Origin of the sequence: Pseudomonas sp. TNT2022 ID642 (assembly GCF_028656995.1) — a bacterium.
Taxonomy (GTDB): domain Bacteria; phylum Pseudomonadota; class Gammaproteobacteria; order Pseudomonadales; family Pseudomonadaceae; genus Aquipseudomonas.
The window spans coordinates 429132-444503 of sequence record NZ_JAMDGW010000001.1 but is presented as its reverse complement, the minus strand read 5'-3'; the positions used below and the strand labels follow the sequence as shown (position 1 = coordinate 444503).

The window sequence follows — 15372 nt, the reverse complement described above, 5'->3', positions numbered from 1 at the left end:
GAATCCCGCCGTCGTGCCTCCCCACTGACCTCACGCCTGTACGTCGGCAAAACTCGCCGGTACACTGCGGAGTCATTTCCAGTCATAGCAACCGACAACGGCCAACCATGCGCACCAGTCAATTTTTGCTCGCCACACAGAAAGAAACGCCTTCCGATGCGGTCGTGATCAGCCATCAGCTGATGCTGCGCGCCGGCATGATCCGCAAACTCGCCTCGGGCCTGTACACCTGGCTGCCCATGGGCCTGCGGGTCATGCGCAAGGTTGAAGCCATCGTTCGCGAAGAGATGAACGCTGCCGGCTCTCTGGAAGTGTTGATGCCGAGCACCCAACCGGCCGAGCTGTGGCAGGAATCGGGGCGCTGGGAAGAATACGGCCCTGAGCTGCTGCGCATCAAAGACCGCCACGGTCGCGACTTCTGCGCAGGCCCGACCCACGAAGAAGTGATCACCGATCTGATGCGCAACGAGTTGAGCAGCTACAAACAGCTGCCAATCAACCTGTACCAGATCCAGACCAAATTCCGTGACGAAATCCGTCCACGCTTCGGTTTGATGCGCGGCCGCGAATTCATCATGAAGGACTCGTACTCCTTCCACGCGGATCAGGCATCGCTGCAGATCACCTACGACCGCATGCATGAAGCCTACTGCAACATCTTCACGCGTCTGGGTCTGAAATTCCGTCCGGTGGAAGCCGACAACGGTTCGATCGGTGGCGCCGGTTCGCACGAATTCCACGTACTGGCCGAGTCCGGCGAAGACGACATCGTCTTCAGCAACGGTTCCGACTACGCGGCGAACATCGAAAAAGCCGAAGCCGTGCCACGCGAAACCTCGCGCGCTGCTGCGACTGAAGAGCTGCGCCTGGTCGACACGCCAGACACCAAAACCATCGCGGCCCTGGTGGAAAAATTCAATCTGCCGATTGAAAAGACCATCAAGACCCTGATCGTGCGTGCCGAAGAAGAAGGCAAGCTGATCGCGCTGGTCATCCGTGGCGACCACGAACTCAACGAAATCAAGGCTGCCCAGCAACCTGGCGTGGCCAGCCCGCTGGTCATGGCCACCGACGCCGAACTGCGTGACGCCATCGGCGCCGGCGCCGGTTCGCTCGGCCCGCTGAACCTGCCGCTGCCAATCATCATCGACCGTTCGGTCGAGCTGATGAGCGACTTCGGTATCGGCGCGAACATCGACGACAAGCACTACTTCGGCGTGAACTGGGAGCGTGACCTGCCCGTTCCGACCGTGGCTGACCTGCGTAACGTGGTTGCCGGTGACCCAAGCCCGGACGGCAAAGGCACGCTGGAAATCAAGCGCGGCATCGAAGTCGGGCACATCTTCCAGCTGGGCAACAAGTACAGCAAGGCGATGAAGTGCGAAGTGCTGGGCGAGAACGGCAAGCCAGTCACCCTGGAAATGGGTTGCTACGGTATCGGCGTGTCCCGCGTGGTGGCTGCGGCTATCGAGCAGAACAACGACGAAAACGGCATCATCTGGAGCGACACCTTGGCGCCGTTCCAGATCGCTCTGGTACCGCTGCGCTATGAAACCGAGCAAGTACGCGAAGCCACCGACAAGCTGTACGCCGAACTGACGGCGGCCGGCTTCGAAGTCCTGCTGGACGATCGCGACAAGAAAACCAGCCCGGGCATCAAATTCGCGGACATGGAGCTGATCGGCATTCCTCACCGGATCGTGGTCAGCGACCGCGGCCTCGCCGAAGGCAACCTGGAATACAAGAGCCGTACCGAAGGCGAAGCGCAAGCATTGCCGGTGGCCGACGTATTGTCCTTCCTGCAGGCCCGTATCCGCCGCTGAAACCAGATAGAGACGTCATGTTCAAGCGAAACACCTTAGGCCTCGGTGGCACCGCCCTGTGCGGTGCCCTGCTGGTCAGCGGCTGTGCCAATCACATGTCACAACGCAGCGAGCACGAAGAGCGGGTCGAGCGAAAGTTGCTCGACCATAGCCTGCAAATTGATGTCGGTGAGCCTAAGGCGCTTGAGCTGCCGCAGCGACGCGTGAAGATCAACGAACAGAAGACTTTTGAAGTCACCGAGTTCGAAGTGACGCGTCGCTACGATCGCTACACGCCCTACCAGCCTTGGCGGGAGGTCTACGAGATCCCGCTGGGCGTGGTCGCCGTGGTCGGTGGCGTCGGCGCTAACGTGGTTAACGTGTTCGCCCTCGGCAATCTGCCGGACAGCGTGACCAAGGACTGGCTGAGTTACGGTTTCGCCGGGCTCAACCCGTTCATGAACGTGCAGTCCAACGGTCGTGCGCAGCAGAATCTGGCCGGCATCGATGAAGTCCAGCGCGACAAGCGCACGGAGTATTCGAGCCTGCCGTGGAGCGAGCGTCCGGTGCAAGTCAAGGCTGGCAAGCAGACCTTCGACATGACCACCGATCGCAACGGTGTGCTGCGTCTGAACCTGCTCGACAGTCCGTTTGCCGAAAATGATCTCAATCACGTCGGCAAACTGCAGATCAGCGTCGAAGATGCCAAGGATGACGTGCATTCTGATTCATCGCTGATGATCAGCAGTCATCTGCGTGGCAAGTTGCTGGAAGCGCACGGGCTGATTTACGACGACCTGGAAGACGACGAAGTGAGCCAGTGGGTGCACCGGGTCAAGCGCCTGTCGGAACTGGGTCTGGAAGAAGAAGCCAGCGAGCTGGAACAAAGCCTGATCGAACTGACGCGCAACGATCCTGAGCTGCAGACCGAGTTTCTCAAGTCGCTGACCAAGGATGCCGGGCGCCTGGTGGCTGATCCGGGACCGAATTAAGGCCTATTAAAAGATCGCAGCCTGCGGCAGCTCCTACATTGGAACGCATTTCAATGTAGGAGTGAGCCTGCTCGCGATGAGACCCTGACAAACACCGCAAATCTACCGCTCAAACAACTCCATCTGCTCAAACCCGCCGCGCAAATCCTCCAGCCTCACCCCAACCCCCAACAACCGCACCGGTTTCCCGCCGCGATTGAACGCCTGCGTCAGCATCAACTGATAACTGCCCAGATCCCGCCCTGCCCCGGCCTGCTCCAATGTCGTCTGGGTAAAGTCATGAAACTTCACTTTGACGAACGGCTTGCCCGGCCGATAACTGCTGTCGATCCGCGCCATACGGGTTTTCAGGGTTTCCAGCAGCTCCGGCAATTTATCCAGGCAACTGCGCAGATCCGGCAGATCAACGTCGTAGGTATTTTCCACGCTGATCGACTGACGCCGACTGTCGTTGTGCACCAGCCGGTCATCGATCCCACGAGCCAGACTCCACAGTCGCTCGCCAAAACTGCCGAATTCGCGCACCAGCGCCAATTTGTCCCACTCGCGCAACTGTGAGCAATCGACAATGCCGAACTTGCCCAGCTTGTCGGCGGTGACCTTGCCGACGCCGTGCAACTTGCTCACCGGCAAACCGCTGACGAAGTCCTCGACCTGATCCGGGGTAATAACGAACAGCCCGTTGGGCTTCTTCCAGTCGCTGGCGATTTTGGAAAGAAACTTGTTCGGCGCCACACCCGCAGACACGGTGATGTGCAATTGATTGGAGACTCGCCGACGGATGTCTTGGGCAATCCGCGTGGCACTGCCGCCAAAATGCGCACTGTCCGATACATCCAGATAAGCCTCATCCAGCGACAACGGCTCGATCAGGTCGGTGTAATCGGCAAAAATCGTATGAATCTCTTTCGAAGCCTCGCGATACGCATCCATACGCGGCTTGACGATGGTCAGGTCCGGGCACAGTTTCAAGGCGTGCCCCGACGCCATCGCCGAACGCACGCCATATGCCCGCGCTTCATAATTGCAGGTGGCAATCACCCCGCGCCGGTCCGCCGAACCACCCACTGCCAACGGCTTGCCGGCCAGACGCGGGTCATCGCGCATCTCGATGGCGGCGTAGAAACAGTCGCAGTCAATGTGGATGATTTTTCGCTGAGTCATGTCAGAAAAGGAAACGTGGCGAACCGGATCGGCAGTATCTCACTGACACCTGTATATAGCACCAGTGGTATGAATGTTCTTTCCAGGCGGTAGGAAATGTCCTTTGAATTTATTTTCTCAATCGACGAGCGGCCGCCAATAGAGCTGAAAGCCTTGCCCCGCCTGACCTGTAGCGTGACAAACACCCGAAAAAAAGCGCTAACCGATTGAACCTCAACAGTTTTTATCCAGATTGCGGGTTGACACCCCGGCGTTCCTCTGTAGAATGCCGACACACAGACGCGGGATGGAGCAGTCTGGTAGCTCGTCGGGCTCATAACCCGAAGGTCGTCGGTTCAAATCCGGCTCCCGCAACCAAACATCAAAAAAGGCTACTCGAAAGAGTGGCCTTTTTTGTGCGCGTCTTTTTTGTAGATTTCCTCTTCTTATAGAGAAGGATCGCCAAACAGGAATTCGTTGCATTTCCGAAACTTAACGCATCACCTGCGACCGTTTGACGCGATTGCACACTTATTTGACCCTTTATGGGATTAGCGGTTGACACCTCGCCGTTCGCCTGTAGAATGCCGCCACACAGACGCGGGATGGAGCAGTCTGGTAGCTCGTCGGGCTCATAACCCGAAGGTCGTCGGTTCAAATCCGGCTCCCGCAACCAAACATCAAAAAAGGCTACTCGAAAGAGTGGCCTTTTTTGTATCTGTTGAAAAAGTCCTTTCGCAACAATGATCTGTCACTGTGCAGTGAACCGCTTGGGATCTTCAGAAGTGCTGACTTGCGACTATGCTTGAGTCGCAGGCCAGGCCTCTGCAATCCAGGAACTGCCCTCGCCGATACCCGGTGAGAGGCGTAGTATTTTGTGATTATTTTTTTCTACAGGGATTGGTAACTTGGCTGGATACCTCCATCCTGTCGCGCACAATCCAAGAGGTGATTGATGCGCGCCAACTCGTCTGATCCACAAGACACCGTCACAGCGGAACATCCGATCAAACCCGAGCGTCTGCGCTTGCTGGATCGGTTGAGCAAATACCGACAACCGATTGGTCTGGCGGTGACTTTGCTGCTGTTCGCCATTGCGCTGATTGCCTGTCGTCATCTGCTCGCCGAACTCGATCTCGATGCGCTGCACGACTCGATTCTCGACGTACCGAAACCCGCGCTGATCGGCGCCTTCGGTGCAACCGTGGTCGGTTTCATTATTCTGCTCGGCTACGAATGGTCTGCCAGCCGCTATGCCGGCGTGACCTTGCCACCGCGCACATTGGCGCTGGGCGGATTCACCGCGTTTGCGATTGGCAATGCAATCGGTCTGTCGCTGCTGTCCGGCGGCTCGGTTCGCTACCGTTTATATGCGCGACTGGGTCTGGGGGCGTCGGAAGTCGCGCACATGACCTTGTTCGCCAGTTTGTCGCTAGGCTGCGCCTTGCCGCCGCTGGCTGCATTGGCAACCCTGAGTGACCTGCCTGCTGCCTCCCAGGCCTTGGGGCTTTCCGAAGGCCTGCTCGGCACGGTCGCCGCTGTCGTGCTGGCGCTTGGCGCCGTACTGGCAATCGGTATCTACCGTCGGCGCCTGCCGGAACAACCGTTGCGCGACAACCTGCTGGTCAGGGTTGGCCGCCGCACGCTGCGCTTGCCGGGGCGTCGCCTGACTTTCCTGCAACTGATCATTACCGCCCTCGACGTTGCGGCTGCCGCCACGGTCCTTTATCTGTTGCTGCCGGAAGCGCCGCCGTTCGGCGCGTTCCTGCTGGTGTACCTGCTGGCATTGGCTGCCGGCGTGCTCAGCCACGTACCCGGCGGCGTGGGTGTGTTCGAAGCGATTCTGCTGGCCGCTTTCGCCGACAAGCTCGGTGCCGCACCACTGGCCGCGGCGCTGCTGCTGTATCGCCTGATCTACGTGGTGCTGCCGCTGCTGGTGGCCTGCGTATTCCTGCTGATCAACGAAGGTCAGCGCCTGTTTCAGACCCAAACCATGCGCGCCGCGTCTGGTCTGGCCGCGCCGATTCTGGCGGTGCTGGTGTTCCTCTCCGGTGTGGTGCTGCTGTTTTCCGGCGCGACTCCCGAGATCGACACACGCTTGGAGCACATCGGCTTTCTGATCCCGCATCGTCTGGTCGACGCTTCGCACTTCGGCGCCAGCCTGATCGGCGTGCTCTGCCTGATGCTCGCTCAGGGCTTGCGTCGGCGCCTGTCGGCCGCGTGGATGCTGACCACCATTCTGCTGCTGGTCGGCGCCCTGCTCTCGCTGCTCAAAGGCTTCGACTGGGAAGAAGCGACGCTGATGACCCTCACCGCAGCGTTGCTCGGTGTGTTCCGTCGCTCGTTCTATCGCCCGAGCCGCCTGACCGAACTGCCCTTCTCGCCGCTGTACCTGGTAGCCAGCCTGTGCGTGCTCGGTGCCTCGACGTGGCTGCTGCTGTTCGCCTATCAAGACGTGCCCTACAGCCATCAACTGTGGTGGCAGTTCACCCTCGACGCTGACGCGCCACGTGGCCTGCGTTCGCTGCTCGGCGCTGCCGTGCTGCTGCTGGTAATCGCCCTCACCTGGCTGCTGCGCACCGCGCGCCCGGTCATTCACCTGCCAACGCCTGACGAACTCGATCGTGCGGCGAAGATTCTGATGGCCTCGTCACAACCCGACGGCGGCCTCGCGTTGACCGGTGACAAGGCGCTGCTGTTTCACCAGAACGACGAAGCGTTCCTGATGTACGCGCGCCGTGGCCGCAGCCTCGTGGCGCTGTACGACCCGATCGGCCCCGGCCAGCAGCGCGCCGAGATGATCTGGCAGTTCCGCGACCTCTGCGATATTCACCACGCCCGCCCGGTGTTCTACCAGGTGCGCGCGGAGAACCTGCCGTACTACATGGACATCGGCCTGACCGCTATCAAACTGGGCGAAGAAGCCCGGGTCGACCTGCTGCGCTTTGACCTGGAAGCCAAGGGCAAAGAGATGAAGGACCTGCGTTACACCTGGAACCGCGGCACCCGCGACGGGTTGTCGCTGGAGATTCACGAGCCGGGTCAGGCACCGATGGACGAGCTGAAAGTGATTTCCGATGCGTGGCTGACCGGCAAGAACGTGCGTGAGAAAGGCTTCTCCCTCGGCCGCTTCAGCGATGATTACCTGAAGCATTTCCGCATCGCGGTGATTCGCTTCGAAGGTCGCCCGGTGGCGTTCGCCAACTTGCTCGAGACCTACAGCCATGATCTGGCCAGTCTCGACCTGATGCGCGCGCACCCGGACGCCCCCAAGCTGACCATGGAATTCATGATGGTCGGCCTGATTCAACACTATAAGAGTCACGGATACGCGCGCTTCAGCCTGGGCATGGTGCCGTTGTCGGGGTTGCAACCCCGGCGTGGTGCACCGCTGACCCAGCGTCTGGGCTCGATGGTTTTCCGCCGTGGTGAGCAGCTCTACAACTTCCAAGGCTTGCGCCGCTTCAAAGACAAGTTCCAGCCTGACTGGGAACCCCGTTATATGGCCGTGCCCGCCGGACTCGATCCGCTGGTGGCGCTGGCCGACACTGCTGCCCTGATCGCGGGCGGCTTGACTGGATTGGTGAAACGCTGATGATTCAACGCTCCCTGAAGTACATCCTGGCCGCACTGATCGTGCTGGCCGTGATTGCCGGCGGCGGTTTCTGGTACCTCAAACGTCCGGCACCGGAACCAACGCTCGAACCTGTTACGGCGGCAGACGGCACCGTTTTGACCCGCGTCATCCCCGGCACCAAACCCAAGGCGCAGGTGCTGGTCGCGGTCAACGACGACCAGAAACTCTCTGAAAAACAACTGACCACCCTGAGCCGCAGCGCCTCGGCGCAAATCGTTCAGGTGATTCTGCCCAAGGACTGCCTGCTGCAAAGCCGCGCACTGCAAACCGGTCTGCGCGAACTGAACGGCCCGGCTACGCTGGTCAGCGGTATCGGCCCCGGCGCGGTACTGGCCTGGCGTTGGTTGTCCGAGCAAAAGGACGACAAGGCCCAAGCGATTTCCGTGGACCTGGCGCTGGAAAAACCCGGCTGCACTCACCTGTTGCCGAAATCCGCCGCCCACGGCCACTGGCTGGTGGCGTGGAACGATAACCCGGACGACGCCAGCGCAGGTTTCGTACGCGATCAACCGAACGCCGAAACCAGCATCAGCGACTACGACATCAACCTGCCGCAAGTGCTGAACAACGAACTGCGCAAGATCCTCGTCGGCGGCGACAAGGCCAACGGCGGTCTGGCGATCCCGGTGGTTGAAGTGCCGGCCGGTCAAGCCAAGGACACCGTGACCCTGTTCCTTTCCGGTGACGGCGGCTGGCGCGACCTCGACCGCGACGTGGCCGGTGAAATGGCCAAGATCGGCTACCCGGTGGTCGGCATCGACACCCTGCGCTACTACTGGCAGCACAAGAGCCCAGAGCAAAGCGCGCTGGACCTGACCGAACTGATGCAGCACTACCGGCAGAAATGGGGCACCAAGCGCTTCATCCTCACCGGTTATTCGTTCGGCGCTGACGTACTGCCAGCGATCTACAACCGCCTGCCGGACACCGAGCAGCAACGCGTCGACGCGATCATCCTGCTGGCCTTCGCCCGCACCGGCAGCTTCGAAATCGAAGTCGAAGGCTGGCTGGGTAACGCCGGCAAAGAAGCCGCCACCGGCCCGGAGATGGCCAAACTGCCAGCGGCCAAGGTCGTGTGCATCTATGGTGAAGAAGAGACGGATGAAAGCGGTTGCACGGACAAGACTGCAGTGGGTGAAGCGGTGAAACTGCCAGGCGGCCACCACTTCGATGAGAACTACCCGGCGCTGGCCAAGCGTTTGGTGGATTTGATCGAGAAGCGTCAGAGCAAGGACTCGGTCGCCGAAGAGTGATCTGAGCCACGCCCATAAAAGGCCCCCGCAACTTCGCAGTTGCGGGGGCTTTTTACATCTCGGACGATGAACCCATTCCCCTGTAGGAGTGAGCCTGCTCGCGATAGCGGAGTGTCAGCCACCTATTTGCCAACTGATACACCGCTATCGCGAGCAGGCTCACTCCTACAATGGAATTGCGCTGGATTCAGAAACTTTATACATGCACTCGTAAATATCTTGACTCTCGATGAAGCCAAAAACGGCAGGTGTCCACATTCCATAAAATGTGGACACCTGCATCGTCGGCAACATTGAATCGTCAACCCCGAAAATCACCAGTGGCGTGTAGTTTCGTTTACTTCCAGTCTCGCAATATCAGATGACGCCGACAGACCTTGTAGGCAAACTCCGAATCGCGTGTTGCGGAGCCTTGCCGCCCTGTTGTGCTGTTTTTTGACGGGATACTCTCCGGACGTCGCTGACCCATTCAGCGATCGGGTGTGGTAACCCGGAGAAACCATCGCAACAGCGCGCTCCTCAAGTTATGGCGGCTGTGCGTGGGACGCTTTCGGGCGTGCCGGTTTCCTTGGTTCCCGGTTTACCACCCTGCGTACAGTTGCCTCCCTTTCGCGTGGTAACGAAAGTCGCGGCACTTCGAACTAAGGAGTAACACGATGACCGAAACTGATCTGCACGGACTTGCAAACGCTAAAACCATCGGCTTCACCCCTTTCCTCTACAACGCGGATCAAGCGTTCTTCAACGTCCGCGCCGGCATCCCGATCATCGATGCCTTGTCCCAATCCTCCGACCTGCTGTCCCTCGCCAAATCCTTCGCAGAAGACGCTGCCTTCATCAGAGACACCGACCGCCATGCCTGGGCTGCGCATTACCTGACGGTGATGGGCAAAGCCTTGATTGATGATGTGATTCAGGCGTTGATGCCACGACCTGCGCGGACGAAGACCGAGTCTGAATCAGAGATGCCTGAAAGCTTGTAGAGGTTTGAAGATCAAAAGATCGCAGCCTTCGGCAGCTCCTACATGGAATGCGAAACCTGTAGGAGCTGCCGAAGGCTGCGATCTTTTGATCTGAAGTCACCGCCCACAAAAAAGCCCCCGCCAACCACAAGGCTGACGGGGGCTTTTCAGTTGAGGCCAGGCTTACATTTCTACCTGCGTGCCGAGCTCAATCACCCGGTTCAGCGGCAGATTGAAGAACCGCAAATTCCCATTGGCATTCTTCAACATGAACGCAAACAGCGCCTCACGCCAACGCGCCATGCCTTCCAGTTTCGAGGCAATCACCGTTTCGCGGCTGAGGAAGTAAGTCGTGCGCATCGGGCTGAAATCCAGATCATCCAGATGACACAGCTTCAGCGCTTGCGGCACGTCCGGCTCGTCGGTGAAGCCGAAGTGCAGGATCACCCGGAAGAAGCCCTCGCCGTGCGCTTCGACTTCGAAGCGCCGCGATGGCGGCACACGCGGGATGTCTTCGTAGACCACGGTCAGCAACACCACTTGCTCGTGCAGCACCTGGTTGTGCAGCAGGTTGTGCAACAAGGCGTGCGGCACGGCGTCGGAGCGCGCGGTGAGGAACACCGCGGTGCCCTGCACGCGATGCGGTGGTTGCACGCGGATGCTGCTGATAAAGATCGGCAGCGGCAGTGCGCCTTCGTCGAGACGATCGACCAGCAGCTCCTTGCCGCGTTTCCAGGTGGTCATCAGGATGAACAGCACAATCCCCGCCAGTACCGGGAATGCACCGCCCTGAATGATCTTCGGCACGTTGGCCGCGAAGAACAGGCCATCGACCAGCAGGAAGCCAATCAGAATAGGCACCGCCAACAGCGGCGGCCATTTCCACAACAGCAGAATCACTGCCGACACCAATATGCTGGTGATCAGCATCGTGCCGGTCACCGCCACACCGTAAGCCGACGCCAGCGCTCCCGAGGATTCGAAGCCAATGACCAACAGGATCACGCCGACCATCAGCGCCCAGTTCACCGCACCGATGTAAATCTGGCCCTGTTCGGCACTGGAAGTGTGCTGTATGTGCATGCGCGGAATGTAGCCAAGCTGGATCGCCTGACGGGTCAACGAGAACGCGCCGGAAATCACCGCCTGCGAAGCAATGACCGTGGCCAGGGTCGCCAGTACCACCAGTGGCACCAGTGCCCAGCTCGGCGCCAGCAGGTAAAACGGGTTACGCGCCGCTTCCGGGTTTTCCAGCAGCAACGCGCCCTGACCGAAGTAATTCAGCACCAGGGCCGGAAGCACCAGAACCAACCAGGCGCGGGCGATAGGCTTGCGGCCGAAGTGGCCCATGTCGGCATACAGCGCTTCGGCACCGGTCAGCGCCAGCACCACCGCACCGAGGATCGCTACGCCCATGCCAGGATGTACGATGAAGAAACGCACGCCCCATATCGGGTTCAACGCGCTCAGCACTTCAGGGTGTTTGACGATACCGTTGACACCCAGAGTGCCCAGCACCAGAAACCACGCCACCATTACCGGGCCAAACATCTTGCCGATGCGATCGGTGCCGTGTTTCTGAATCAGGAACAAGGCCACCAGTACGATCAACGACAGTGGCACCACCCAACGTTCAAGCCCGTCGAAAGCCAGCTCCAGACCCTCAACCGCCGACAATACGGAGATGGCCGGCGTGATCATGCTGTCGCCGTAAAACAGCGCGGCACCGATCAGCCCCAGAATCACCAGCACCGCCTGCAGTTTCGGGTAGCGGCCGGATGCACGTCGCGCCAGAGCGGTCAGCGCCATGATCCCCCCTTCCCCCTGGTTGTCAGCGCGCAGTACGAACAACACGTACTTGATCGTGACCACCCAAATCAGCGACCAGAAAATCAACGACAGAATCCCGAAAACTCCGTCGTGGTTAACCGGCACCCCATAGTGACCAGCGAAAACTTCTTTGAGGGTGTACAACGGGCTTGTGCCGATGTCGCCGTAAACCACCCCGACTGCCGCGACCAGCATGCTCAGCGGTTTGGTGGCCGAACCCTCGGCGCCTGCCGCATGACTACTTGCCTGACCCATCCAACACTCCTACTTCTCAGAACCGGCTTCTTTGAATGAAGCACTATGCTTTGTGGTGCAGCATGCGCTGTTTTACCTGTTGTTACAGACGTTTTGTTGACTGTAAAAAATTGGTAAAGCTCAACGGCGCGAAGCATAGCGCAGCACTCGTCGTATTTCCCTGCATAAAGCTGGTCAAGTGCGTTGCCCGCCGCTAGAATTGCGCACTTTTTGATCAGAGGCGCGCCCTAAGCGCCCGTCCGTCGGCTTTCGCACCAAGAAAGCGATGTCACAAAATACCGAGGTTAGACATGTCCACCACTCCTGCGCCGGCCAATCCAAAGGTTGGCTTTGTATCTCTGGGTTGCCCGAAAGCACTGGTCGACTCCGAGCGCATCCTGACCCAGCTGCGCATGGAAGGCTATGACGTGGTGTCCACCTATCAGGACGCCGACGTTGTAGTCGTCAACACCTGCGGTTTCATCGATTCGGCCAAGGCTGAGTCGCTGGAAGTGATCGGCGAAGCGATCAAGGAAAACGGCAAGGTGATCGTCACCGGTTGCATGGGCGTGGAAGAAGGCAACATCCGCAACGTGCACCCGAGCGTGCTGGCCGTGACCGGTCCGCAGCAGTACGAGCAAGTGGTCAACGCCGTGCACGAAGTGGTGCCGCCGCGTCAGGATCACAACCCGCTGATCGACCTGGTGCCGCCGCAAGGCATCAAGCTGACCCCACGCCACTACGCCTACCTGAAGATTTCCGAAGGCTGCAACCACAGCTGCTCCTTCTGCATCATCCCGTCGATGCGCGGCAAACTGGTCAGCCGTCCGGTCGGTGATGTGTTGGACGAAGCTCAGCGCCTGGTCAAATCCGGCGTTAAAGAGTTGCTGGTCATTTCGCAAGACACCAGCGCCTACGGCGTCGACGTGAAATACCGCACCGGTTTCTGGAACGGCGCGCCGGTGAAAACCCGCATGACCGAACTCTGCGAAGCGCTGAGCACCCTCGGCGTCTGGGTCCGTCTGCACTACGTTTACCCATACCCGCACGTTGACGAGCTGATCCCGCTGATGGCCGCCGGCAAGATCCTGCCGTACCTGGACATCCCGTTCCAGCACGCCAGCCCGAAAGTGCTGAAGTCGATGAAACGCCCGGCTTTCGAAGACAAGACCTTGGCGCGCATCAAGAACTGGCGCGAAATCTGCCCGGACCTGATCATCCGTTCGACTTTCATCGTCGGCTTCCCGGGCGAAACCGAAGAAGATTTCCAGTACCTGCTCAACTGGCTGACCGAAGCCCAGCTCGACCGCGTCGGCTGTTTCCAGTACTCGCCGGTAGACGGCGCGCCAGCCAATGATCTGGATCTGGAGATCGTACCGGACGACGTCAAGCAGGATCGTTGGGATCGCTTCATGGCGCACCAGCAAGCGATCAGCTCGGCGCGCCTGCAAATGCGTATCGGCCGTGAAATCGAAGTGCTGGTGGACGAAGTCGACGAGCAAGGCGCGGTTGGCCGCTGCTTCTTCGATGCCCCGGAAATCGATGGCAACGTGTTTATTGATAACGGCAGCAATTTGAAGCCGGGCGATAAGGTCTGGTGCAAAGTGACTGACGCTGACGAATATGATCTGTGGGCTGAGCAGATCTGATCTGATCTGATCTGAAGATCAAAAGCCCCTCATCGGAACGCCGCCCGCCCAGCCCTCTCCCAGAGGGAGAGGGAGCTGACCGTGTTGTTCTTTCGAGGTACATCGACCTGAGCTATCCGGTCGAACTCAGGTTTGAAAAGCACGAAGTTCAGCTCCCTTCCCCCTCGCCCTCTCTGGGGGAGAGGGGACTGATCGAGGTGCTCTTCAGAATGACGGCGACTTGAAATATCGAGTCGAACTCAGGTTTTGAACAGCATGAAGATCAGCTCCCTTCCCCCTCGCCCCCTTGGGGGAGAGGGTTGGGGTGAGGGGGAGAGATCTTGCTGGCGACAGAAGTATCCAGCCAGACACCGCAGCAAATACAAAAAGCCCCACTCTTTTTACGAGATGCGGGGCTTTTTTACGGCTATCGTTTAGCGGGGGACGGACTCCCTTGAAACGGACAAGAGGCAGACGGGCATGCGTCACCATTCGGTCATCCACACGCCGAAACTCAGCGATTACCAGGAACTGACCCGGGTCTGGGAGGCCTCGGTTCGCGCGACACATGATTTTCTGCCGGACAGCTATATCGAGCTGCTGCGCAATCTGGTGCTCACCCGCTATCTCGATGCAGTGATGCTGATCTGCACCAAAGACGCCAATCAGCGCATCACCGGGTTTGCCGGTGTCGCGGCGGGCAAGATTGAAATGCTGTTCATCGACCCCGCCCATCGCGGCCAGGGACTGGGCAAGAAACTCCTGAATTACGCCCTGCAACATTTGAATGCCGATGAACTCGACGTCAACGAACAGAACCCACAGGCGCTGGGGTTCTACTTCAAGCAGGGTTTCGAAGTGATCGGCCGCTCGGAGGTGGATGGCATGGGCCAGCCGTATCCGTTGTTGCACATGCGTTTGCGCCAGAACCAGCAGCGCTCCAGCCACGCCTGACACACCACCGTACCCTTGTAGGAGCTGCCGAAGGCTGCGATCTTTGCTTTTTAAAGATCAAAAGATCGCAGCCTTCGGCAGCTCCTACAAATGGAACCGGGCTTAACCGGCGCCACACAGGTACAATGCCCACCCCTTTTTTGTTACGGCCCTGTCATGACTGACCCGATTCGCCTCTCCAAACGCCTCATCGAACTGGTCGGTTGCTCCCGCCGGGAGGCCGAGCTGTTCATTGAGGGCGGCTGGGTCACCGTGGACGGCGAAGTGATTGACGAGCCGCAATTCAAGGTCGGCGACCAGAAGGTCGAGCTCGACAAGGACGCCAAGGCCACTGCGCCGGAGCCGGTGACCATACTGCTCAACGCGCCGGCTGGCATGGATGTCGAGACCGCCATGCAATCGCTGAGCGCCGAAACCCTCAGCGAAGAACACCGCTTCAGCAAGCGCCCGTTGCGCGGGCACTTCCTGCGCCTGACCGCCAGCGCCGACCTGCAAGCCAAGGCTAGCGGCCTGCTGGTGTTCACTCAGGACTGGAAAATCCTCCGCAAGCTCACCGCCGACGCCGCCAAGATCGAGCAGGAATACATCGTAGAAGTCGAAGGTGACATGGTCGCCCACGGCCTCAACCGTTTGCAGCATGGCCTGACCCACAAGGGCAAGGAGCTGCCGCCGGTCAAGGCCAGCTGGCAGAACGAAAACCGTCTGCGCTTCGCCATGAAAAACCCGCAGCCGGGGATCATCGCCCAGTTCTGCGAAGCGGTCGGCCTGAAGGTCATCGGCATTCGCCGCATCCGCATCGGCGGCGTCTCGATCGGCAAGGTTCCGGTCGGCCAATGGCGCTACCTGTCCGGCAAAGAGAAGTTCTAAGGCTTCCACTGCCGCCACACATTCCGGCAGCGCGCCTGCGTGCTGCCCACAACGCTTATCAGGATTACTC

The 15372-nt window shown here is 59.4% G+C and carries 10 protein-coding genes and 2 tRNA genes; 10 read left to right on the top strand and 2 right to left on the bottom strand.

Going from position 1 to position 15372, the window contains the following annotated elements; genetic code table 11:
- The first annotated feature begins 107 nt into the window (after positions 1 to 107).
- Positions 108 to 1823 (top strand): proline--tRNA ligase, encoded by a 1716-nt coding sequence (locus tag M5G26_RS02055; protein ID WP_034154951.1) that lies wholly within the window; start codon positions 108 to 110, stop codon positions 1821 to 1823.
- Positions 1824 to 1840: 17 nt separating this feature from the next.
- Complete coding sequence (locus M5G26_RS02050; protein ID WP_016985278.1) at positions 1841 to 2794, top strand: hypothetical protein; 954 nt, start codon at positions 1841 to 1843, stop codon at positions 2792 to 2794.
- 102 nt (positions 2795 to 2896) lie between these two features.
- Here M5G26_RS02050 and dinB read toward each other — a convergent pair whose 3' ends face one another.
- Complete coding sequence (gene dinB / locus M5G26_RS02045; RefSeq protein WP_134176851.1) at positions 2897 to 3958, bottom strand: DNA polymerase IV; 1062 nt, start codon at positions 3956 to 3958, stop codon at positions 2897 to 2899.
- Positions 3959 to 4238: 280 nt separating this feature from the next.
- Between dinB and M5G26_RS02040 the strand changes: the two genes are divergently transcribed.
- The 5 genes from M5G26_RS02040 (at position 4239) to M5G26_RS02020 (ending at position 9810) form a co-directional block, all read left to right on the top strand.
- Positions 4239 to 4315 (top strand) — tRNA-Met (locus tag M5G26_RS02040).
- 221 nt (positions 4316 to 4536) lie between these two features.
- Positions 4537 to 4613: transfer RNA gene (locus tag M5G26_RS02035), tRNA-Met, on the top strand.
- Positions 4614 to 4892: 279 nt separating this feature from the next.
- Complete coding sequence (mprF, locus tag M5G26_RS02030) at positions 4893 to 7532, top strand: bifunctional lysylphosphatidylglycerol flippase/synthetase MprF (protein WP_095119227.1); 2640 nt, start codon at positions 4893 to 4895, stop codon at positions 7530 to 7532.
- Positions 7532 to 8827: a virulence factor family protein gene (locus M5G26_RS02025; RefSeq protein WP_095119228.1), complete on the top strand. Its 1296-nt coding sequence runs from the start codon at positions 7532 to 7534 to the stop codon at positions 8825 to 8827. The genes mprF and M5G26_RS02025 overlap by 1 nt, the downstream gene beginning before the upstream one ends.
- A gap of 656 nt (positions 8828 to 9483) precedes the next feature.
- The gene (locus tag M5G26_RS02020) at positions 9484 to 9810 is read left to right on the top strand and encodes a DUF3077 domain-containing protein (protein WP_273914311.1); all 327 of its coding nucleotides are present in this window, start codon (positions 9484 to 9486) and stop codon (positions 9808 to 9810) included.
- A gap of 162 nt (positions 9811 to 9972) precedes the next feature.
- Here M5G26_RS02020 and M5G26_RS02015 read toward each other — a convergent pair whose 3' ends face one another.
- Positions 9973 to 11814, bottom strand: a complete 1842-nt coding sequence (locus M5G26_RS02015; protein WP_443218371.1) for a potassium transporter Kup — start codon at positions 11812 to 11814, stop codon at positions 9973 to 9975.
- Positions 11815 to 12164: 350 nt separating this feature from the next.
- On the opposite strand from M5G26_RS02015, the gene rimO reads away from it, so the two are divergent.
- The 3 genes from rimO to M5G26_RS02000 all read left to right on the top strand — a co-directional run bounded on the left by rimO (position 12165) and on the right by M5G26_RS02000 (position 15302).
- A complete protein-coding gene (rimO, locus tag M5G26_RS02010; RefSeq protein ID WP_095188906.1) occupies positions 12165 to 13502 on the top strand; it encodes a 30S ribosomal protein S12 methylthiotransferase RimO in 1338 nt (445 codons plus the stop codon).
- 459 nt (positions 13503 to 13961) lie between these two features.
- Complete coding sequence (locus M5G26_RS02005) at positions 13962 to 14435, top strand: GNAT family N-acetyltransferase (RefSeq protein ID WP_273914309.1); 474 nt, start codon at positions 13962 to 13964, stop codon at positions 14433 to 14435.
- A gap of 156 nt (positions 14436 to 14591) precedes the next feature.
- Positions 14592 to 15302 carry an rRNA pseudouridine synthase gene (locus M5G26_RS02000; protein ID WP_077571376.1) on the top strand — a complete coding sequence of 237 codons (711 nt, stop codon included), beginning with the start codon at positions 14592 to 14594 and terminating at the stop codon, positions 15300 to 15302.
- The last annotated feature ends 70 nt before the right edge of the window (positions 15303 to 15372 follow it).

Coding starts and splice junctions, on each gene's coding strand:
- M5G26_RS02050 (WP_016985278.1), top strand. CDS start 1,841: ATGTTCAAGCGAAACACCTTAGGCCTCGGTGGCACCGCCCTGTGCGGT.
- M5G26_RS02020 (WP_273914311.1), top strand. CDS start 9,484: ATGACCGAAACTGATCTGCACGGACTTGCAAACGCTAAAACCATCGGC.
- M5G26_RS02025 (WP_095119228.1), top strand. CDS start 7,532: ATGATTCAACGCTCCCTGAAGTACATCCTGGCCGCACTGATCGTGCTG.
- M5G26_RS02055 (WP_034154951.1), top strand. CDS start 108: ATGCGCACCAGTCAATTTTTGCTCGCCACACAGAAAGAAACGCCTTCC.
- dinB (WP_134176851.1), bottom strand. CDS start 3,958: ATGACTCAGCGAAAAATCATCCACATTGACTGCGACTGTTTCTACGCC.
- rimO (WP_095188906.1), top strand. CDS start 12,165: ATGTCCACCACTCCTGCGCCGGCCAATCCAAAGGTTGGCTTTGTATCT.
- mprF (WP_095119227.1), top strand. CDS start 4,893: ATGCGCGCCAACTCGTCTGATCCACAAGACACCGTCACAGCGGAACAT.
- M5G26_RS02005 (WP_273914309.1), top strand. CDS start 13,962: ATGCGTCACCATTCGGTCATCCACACGCCGAAACTCAGCGATTACCAG.
- M5G26_RS02015 (WP_443218371.1), bottom strand. CDS start 11,814: ATGCTGGTCGCGGCAGTCGGGGTGGTTTACGGCGACATCGGCACAAGC.
- M5G26_RS02000 (WP_077571376.1), top strand. CDS start 14,592: ATGACTGACCCGATTCGCCTCTCCAAACGCCTCATCGAACTGGTCGGT.